General features: G+C 70.9%; 7 protein-coding genes. 6 read left to right on the top strand and 1 reads right to left on the bottom strand.

The window, feature by feature from the left end; genetic code table 11:
- The coding region (locus ADL12_RS18185; RefSeq protein ID WP_159053185.1) for a hypothetical protein at positions 1 to 183 on the top strand (183 nt) is incomplete at its 5' end.
- Between the two features lie 36 nt (positions 184 to 219).
- Here the strand turns inward: ADL12_RS18185 and ADL12_RS18180 are convergent.
- Entirely contained in the window at positions 220 to 1104 is an 885-nt protein-coding gene (locus ADL12_RS18180) for a LysR family transcriptional regulator (protein ID WP_062703712.1), read from the bottom strand.
- A gap of 120 nt (positions 1105 to 1224) precedes the next feature.
- On the opposite strand from ADL12_RS18180, the gene ADL12_RS18175 reads away from it, so the two are divergent.
- From ADL12_RS18175 to ADL12_RS18155, 5 genes are all read left to right on the top strand, one after another.
- Positions 1225 to 1896 (top strand): succinate dehydrogenase, encoded by a 672-nt coding sequence (locus tag ADL12_RS18175; RefSeq protein WP_062703711.1) that lies wholly within the window; start codon positions 1225 to 1227, stop codon positions 1894 to 1896.
- Between the two features lies 1 nt (position 1897).
- Positions 1898 to 3850 (top strand): fumarate reductase/succinate dehydrogenase flavoprotein subunit, encoded by a 1953-nt coding sequence (locus ADL12_RS18170; protein ID WP_062703710.1) that lies wholly within the window; start codon positions 1898 to 1900, stop codon positions 3848 to 3850.
- A complete protein-coding gene (locus ADL12_RS18165) occupies positions 3847 to 4593 on the top strand; it encodes a succinate dehydrogenase/fumarate reductase iron-sulfur subunit (protein WP_062703709.1) in 747 nt (248 codons plus the stop codon). Before ADL12_RS18170 ends, ADL12_RS18165 begins: the two co-directional genes overlap by 4 nt.
- 302 nt (positions 4594 to 4895) lie before the next feature.
- Positions 4896 to 5666: a GNAT family N-acetyltransferase gene (locus tag ADL12_RS18160; RefSeq protein ID WP_062703708.1), complete on the top strand. Its 771-nt coding sequence runs from the start codon at positions 4896 to 4898 to the stop codon at positions 5664 to 5666.
- Positions 5667 to 5680: 14 nt separating this feature from the next.
- Entirely contained in the window at positions 5681 to 6661 is a 981-nt protein-coding gene (locus tag ADL12_RS18155; protein WP_079052110.1) for a lysophospholipid acyltransferase family protein, read from the top strand.
- Positions 6662 to 6725 lie beyond the last annotated feature (64 nt).

Below are 6725 nucleotides of genomic sequence, written 5' to 3'. Positions count from 1 at the left end.
TCGGGCCTGCGCATCCACCCCGCCCGCCATGTCTACCTGCTGCCGCGTTCGGCAGTGCGGAGTGGATGCCTCAGCCTGGTGTTCCTGTCGTTCGTGACCACCTTGCCCTGGCGGGCAGCAGTCGCCGTCGTGGTCGCCGGCGTCATCGGGGCGTACGTCTGGCGCGAGTACCGCCGCCGCTGACCGTGCCGGGAACAGGGTCGTTCGCGGGCGGGCCGCTCACCGCTCCAGCAGCATCCGCTGGAGCTCCCGCGCGGCCCGAGGCGGAGCCACGTCGCTGCGGTGGGCCAGCGCGATCGTCCGGTGCAGCCCCGGCCGGGCCAGCGGGGTGACCCGTAGCCCTCGGCCCGAACGTGCCGCCACCATGCGCGGTACGACGGCCATGCCGAGCCCTGCCCGGACGAACCCTAGCACCGCGTCCATCTCCCCGCCCTCCACCGCGAAGTCCGGCTCGAAGCCCTCGGCGCGGCAGGCGGCCACCGTCAGCTCGCGCAGGTCGTAGCCGTGCCGGAACATCACCAGGCGTTCGCCCTCCAGGTCGGCGACGCGCACGGTGCGCCGGCCGCCGCCCGGGCGGGGCGCCTCGGGTGAGGAGACGACCACCAGGTCCTCGCGCAGCAGCTCCACCGTGGTCAGCGCCGGGGACGGGGTCGGCAGGGGCAGGACGACCAGGGCGAGGTCGAGGGCGCCGCGCGCCAGTTCCCGTACGAGGTCGTGCGAGCCGCCCTCCTCGATCAGCAGCTGGATGCCGGGATAGCGGTCGTGGAAGGCGCGCAGCACGTCCGGGAGCAGGCCCGTGCACAGGCTCGGGGTCGCGCCGAGGCGGACCCGGCCCTGGCGCAGCTGCACCAGTTCCTGCACCTCGTGCCGTGCGGTGTCCGCGTCGGCGAGGATGCGCCGGGCCAGCGGGAGCAGGGCCTCTCCGGCGTCCGTCAGCGTGATGTTGCCGCGCGCCCGCAGGAACAGGTCCGCGCCCAACTCCCGCTCCAGCGCCTTGATCTGCTGCGACAGCGAGGGCTGCGCGACGTGCACCAGGTCGGCGGCCCTGGTGAAGTGCCGGGTCTCGGCGACCGCCACGAAGTACTGGAGCTGTTGGAACTGCATCCAGTCAGAATAGCCAGGGCCTATCGAAACGAGCCGGACCATGTCTTGGACCGATGGGGCCGTTCGGCCCTAGCGTCCTGTGCCATGGCTCTGGCAACGCGGACGGACCGACGGCCGTCCATGGCACGCACCGTGTGGGACTCCACCGTCGGCAAGAAGACCGTGATGGCGGTCAGCGGGCTGATCATGCTGCTGTACCTGGTCACCCACATGATCGGCAACCTGAAGATCTACTTCGGCGCGGGCGAGTTCAACGCGTACGGCCACTGGCTGCGCACGGTCGGCGAGCCGTTCATGCACTACGAGTGGACGCTCTGGCTCATCCGCGTCGTGCTGGTCGTCGCTGTCGTCGCCCACGCGGTCTCGGCGTTCCAGCTCAGCCGCCGCGACATCAAGGCGCGCCCCAGCAAGTACGTGCACAAGAAGCCGCGGGCCTCCTACGCCACCCGCACCATGCGCTGGGGCGGCATCATCCTCGGCCTGTTCATCGTCTGGCACGTCCTGGACCTGACGACCGGCACCGTGCACTCGGGCGGCTTCCAGGAGGGCCACCCGTACCAGAACATCGTGGACACCTTCTCCACCTGGTACGGCAACGCCATCTACATCGTGGCCATGCTCGCCCTCGGCCTGCACATCCGGCACGGCTTCTGGAGCGCCGCCCAGACCCTCGGCGCCGGCAGCCGCACCCGCGACCGCGCCCTCAAGACCGTCGCCAACGTCCTCGCGCTGCTGCTCACGGCCGGGTTCACAGCCGTACCCGTGGGCGTCATGACCGGAGTGGTGAGCTGACATGACCGCTGAATACGTGAACTACGCGACCGGCGAACCGGTCGTCGACACCAAGGCGCCCTCCGGCCCTGTCAACGAGCGCTGGGACAAGCGCCGTTTCGAGGCCAAGCTGGTCAACCCGGCCAACCGGCGCAAGCACACGGTCATCGTGGTGGGGACGGGCCTGGCCGGCGGCTCCGCCGGCGCCACACTCGCCGAACAGGGCTACCACGTCGTCCAGTTCTGCTACCAGGACTCCCCGCGCCGCGCCCACTCGATCGCCGCGCAGGGCGGCATCAACGCGGCGAAGAACTACCGCAACGACGGCGACTCCATCCACCGGCTGTTCTACGACACCGTCAAGGGCGGCGACTTCCGGGCCCGGGAGTCCAACGTCCACCGGCTCGCCCAGATCTCGGTGGAGATCATCGACCAGTGCGTGGCGCAGGGCGTGCCCTTCGCGCGGGAGTACGGCGGTCTGCTCGACACCCGGTCGTTCGGCGGTGTGCAGGTCTCGCGGACCTTCTACGCCCGCGGCCAGACGGGACAGCAGCTGCTGCTCGGCGCCTACCAGGCCCTCAGCAGGCAGATCGCCGCGGGGAACATCGAGATGCACCCGCGTACCGAGATGCTCGACCTGATCGTCGTCGACGGGCGGGCGCGCGGCATCGTGGCCCGGGACCTCATCACCGGCAAGATCGACACATACTTCGCGGACGCCGTCGTACTGGCCAGCGGCGGCTACGGCAACGTCTTCTACCTGTCCACGAACGCCATGAACTCCAACGCCACCGCCGTCTGGCGGGCCCACCGGCGCGGCGCCTACTTCGCCAACCCCTGCTTCACGCAGATCCACCCGACGTGCATCCCGCGCACCGGCGACCACCAGTCCAAGCTGACGCTGATGAGCGAGTCGCTGCGCAACGACGGCCGGATCTGGGTGCCGAAGGCCAGGGGCGACGACCGTCCCGCGAACAAGATCCCCGAGGACGAGCGCGACTACTACCTGGAGCGCATCTACCCGTCCTTCGGCAACCTGGTCCCGCGCGACATCGCCTCCCGCGCCGCGAAGAACGTCTGCGACGAGGGCCGGGGCGTCGGGCCCGGCGGGCAGGGCGTCTACCTCGACTTCGCCGACGCCATCAAGCGGATGGGACGGGGGGCCGTCGAGGCCAAGTACGGCAACCTCTTCGACATGTACCAGCGGATCACCGACGAGGATCCGTACGAGGTGCCGATGCGGATCTACCCGGCCGTGCACTACACGATGGGCGGACTGTGGGTCGACTACGACCTCCAGACCACCATCCCGGGTCTCTTCGCGATCGGCGAGGCCAACTTCTCCGACCACGGCGCCAACCGCCTCGGCGCCTCGGCCCTGATGCAGGGCCTGGCCGACGGCTACTTCGTGCTGCCGGCCACCATCAACGACTACCTCGCCCGCAACCCGCACCACGAAGCCGTCACCGACGAACACCCCGCCGTGCAGGAGGTGTTGGCCGAGACGGAGGACCGGCTCAACCTGCTCCTGTCCGTCGACGGCGACCGCACGCCCGACTCCTTCCACCGCGAGGTGGGCGAGCTGATGTGGGAGTTCTGCGGCATGGCCCGCACCGACAGCGGCCTGCGCAAGGCCCTGGAACGCATCCCGCAGATCCGCGAGGAGTTCTGGCGGCGCATCAAGGTGCCCGGTACCGGCGAGGAGTTCAACCAGTCGCTGGAGAAGGCCAACCGCGTCGTCGACTACCTGGAGCTCGCCGAGCTCATGTGCCTCGACGCGCTGCACCGCAGCGAGTCCTGCGGCGGCCACTTCCGCGAGGAGTCGCAGACGCCGGACGGCGAAGCGGCCCGCAGGGACGAGGAGTTCGCCTACGCGGCGGCCTGGGAGTTCACCGAGACCGGTGCCGCTCCTGTCCTGCACAAGGAAGACCTGGTCTTCGAGTACGTCCACCCCACCCAGCGGAGCTACGCATGAAGCTCACCCTGCGCGTCTGGCGGCAGAAGAACGCCGACGCCGACGGCGCCATGTCCACGTACGAGGTGGACGGGATCTCCTCCGACATGTCGTTCCTGGAGATGCTCGACACCCTCAACGAGGAGCTCATCCTCAAGGGCGAGGACCCGGTCGCCTTCGACCACGACTGCCGTGAGGGCATCTGCGGTGCGTGCTCGCTCGTGATCAACGGCGATGCGCACGGGCCGGAGCGGACGACCACGTGTCAGTTGCACATGCGGTCGTTCAAGGACGGCGACACGATTGACATTGAGCCGTGGAGGGCGTCCGCGTTCCCGGTGATCAAGGACCTGGTGGTGGACCGGTCCGCGTTCGACCGGATCATCCAGGCCGGTGGTTACATCACCGCGCCGACGGGCGCGGCTCCCGAGGCCCACGCCACGCCGGTGCCGAAGCCGGACGCCGACTTTGCCTTCGAGCACGCCGAGTGCATCGGGTGCGGGGCGTGTGTGGCGGCGTGCCCGAACGGGGCGGCGATGCTGTTCACGTCCGCCAAGATCAACCATCTCAATGTGCTGCCGCAGGGGGCGCCCGAGCGGGAGACGCGGGTGCTCGACATGGTCGCGCAGATGGACGACGAGGGCTTCGGAGGGTGCACGCTCACCGGTGAGTGCGCCACCGCCTGCCCCAAGGGCATCCCTCTCATGTCCATCACTGGCATGAACAAGGAGTGGCTGCGGGCCACCCGGAAGGTGAAGCGGTAAGTCGGTCCGCACAGCAGACGTTCGCCGACAAGTGCGGACGGGCGGGGCCGGGAGTGGTGCTCCCCGGCCCCGTCTCGCGTTTTCGCGCCCGCCAAGTGAACGGCACCGGAGCGCCCGGCTGACCGATCGGGCACCGGAAGGTGGACGGCCGGTACCGGCCCGCGTCGTTCAACATCCGCACATCCGCTCTCCTGGCACAGGTCACGCATACGCCAACCGGCATCGGAAGAACAGGGGCGGCACATCGTATCGCTCCCACCGCTCTCCGCTCGCCGTCCCCGGCCCGTGACCAGGAGTAAGCCATGACCGGCGTACTGACCGTCGAACGTCCCCCGCAGCCCACGGCACCCACCCGCTACACCGTCGGCCTCGCCCGCAACGAGGAGGACGTGCGCGCCGCCCAGCGGCTGCGGCACGATGTCTTCGCCGGTGAGATGGGGGCCCTGCTGTCCACCCCGCAGCCGGGTCACGACATCGACGCCTTCGACGCGTACTGCGACCACCTGCTGGTCCGTGAGGAGGTGTCCGGACAGGTCGTCGGCACCTACCGGCTGCTCCCGCCGGAGCGGGCCGCGGTCGCGGGCCGGCTGTACTCCGAGGGCGAGTTCGACCTCACTCGCATCGACGCCCTGCGCCCGAACCTGGTCGAGGTAGGACGGTCCTGCGTCCACCCCGACCACCGCGACGGCGCAGTCATCGGCCTCATCTGGGCCGGCATCGCCCGCTACATGGTCGACCGCGGTCATGAGTGGCTGGCCGGCTGCTGCTCGATCCCGCTGGCCGACGGCGGCACGCTCGCGGCCGGGACCTGGGACCGGGTGCAGGCCAAGCACCTGGCTCCGGAGGAGTACCGCGTACGGCCGCTGCGCCCCTGGCAGCCGACCGCCCCCGCCCCCGCGACCCGCACCGAACTCCCGGCCCTCCTGCGCGGCTACATCCGCCTCGGCGCCTGGGTCTGCGGCGAGCCCGCGCACGACCCGGAGTTCGGGGTCGCCGACATGTACGTGCTGCTGTCGATGCGCCGGGTCAACTCGCGCTATCTGCGGCACTTCCTCTCCCTCGTCCCGGCGTGACGGACGCGGCGGCCATGAGCACCCACTCCCTCGGCGCCGTGGGTCTCCCCACGGCGACCGCTCGCGCGGCCGGGGCGGTCGGCGCACCGGCCGCGACCGCCCACCCCGCCGAGGCGGCGACCCTCTGGCGGCCCAGCGCGCCCTGCACCCCGCAGACGTGCGTGGACGTGACGGGACCGGCCCGGGCACTGCCCCTGGCCGTCCTGCGGATCGCGGCGGTCCTGTTCCTGCTGGTCATCGGGATCGCGCTCAGCCCCTTCAGCGGAGGGATATCCGCGGAACTGATCCGACGCTGGTGTCGCTGGGTCGTCCGGGCCGCGGGAGTCCGGGTCCGCATCAACGGCGGCGCCGCGCCCGACGGCGGTCTGCTGCTCGTCGCCAACCACGTCTCCTGGCTGGACATCCCGCTGCTCGCCGCCGTCCGCCCGGCCCGAATGCTCGCCAAGTCGGAGATCCGCCAGTGGCCGGTGGCGGGGTGGCTGACCGCCCGCAGCGGCGCCCTGTTCATCGACCGGGACCGTATCCGCGCCCTGCCCGAGACGGTGGGCCTGATCGCCGGGGCGCTGCGGGCCGGCGAGGCGGTCGCCGTCTTCCCCGAGGGCAGCACCTGGTGCGGCCGCGCCCAGGGCCACTTCCGCCGGGCCGCCTTCCAGGCCGCACTGGACGCGGACGTCCCCGTCCAGCCGGTCCGCCTGCACTACCGGACGACCCAGGGCACACCCAGCACTGCGGCCGCCTTCGTCGGCGAGGACTCTCTGCTCACCTCGGTGTGGCGGGTGGTGAGGGCACGCGAGCTGGTCGCCGAGGTCGAGATACAGGAGCCGATAGCGCCGGGCAGCCGCACCGACCGCCGTTCCCTGGCCCGGGCGGCCGAAGCGTCCGCACTCTTCGGGGCACGGCAGATCCAGGCTCCCGGCCCGCACCGCACCGCGCCCTTCCCGGCGCCCGGCGTGGTCCGCGCGGCGCCCGTCGCCGACGCCGGTCAGTCGTCGTAGGTCCCGTCGCGTGAGGTCGTTAGGGCATGAGCCGGGCGGGATACGGCGCTGTAGCGCTGTTTCT

Origin of the sequence: Streptomyces regalis (assembly GCF_001509475.1) — a bacterium.
Classification (GTDB): Bacteria; Actinomycetota; Actinomycetes; order Streptomycetales; family Streptomycetaceae; genus Streptomyces; species Streptomyces regalis.
Note: the sequence above shows the minus strand (reverse complement) of the source record. Positions and strands in the feature narration are given on the sequence as shown.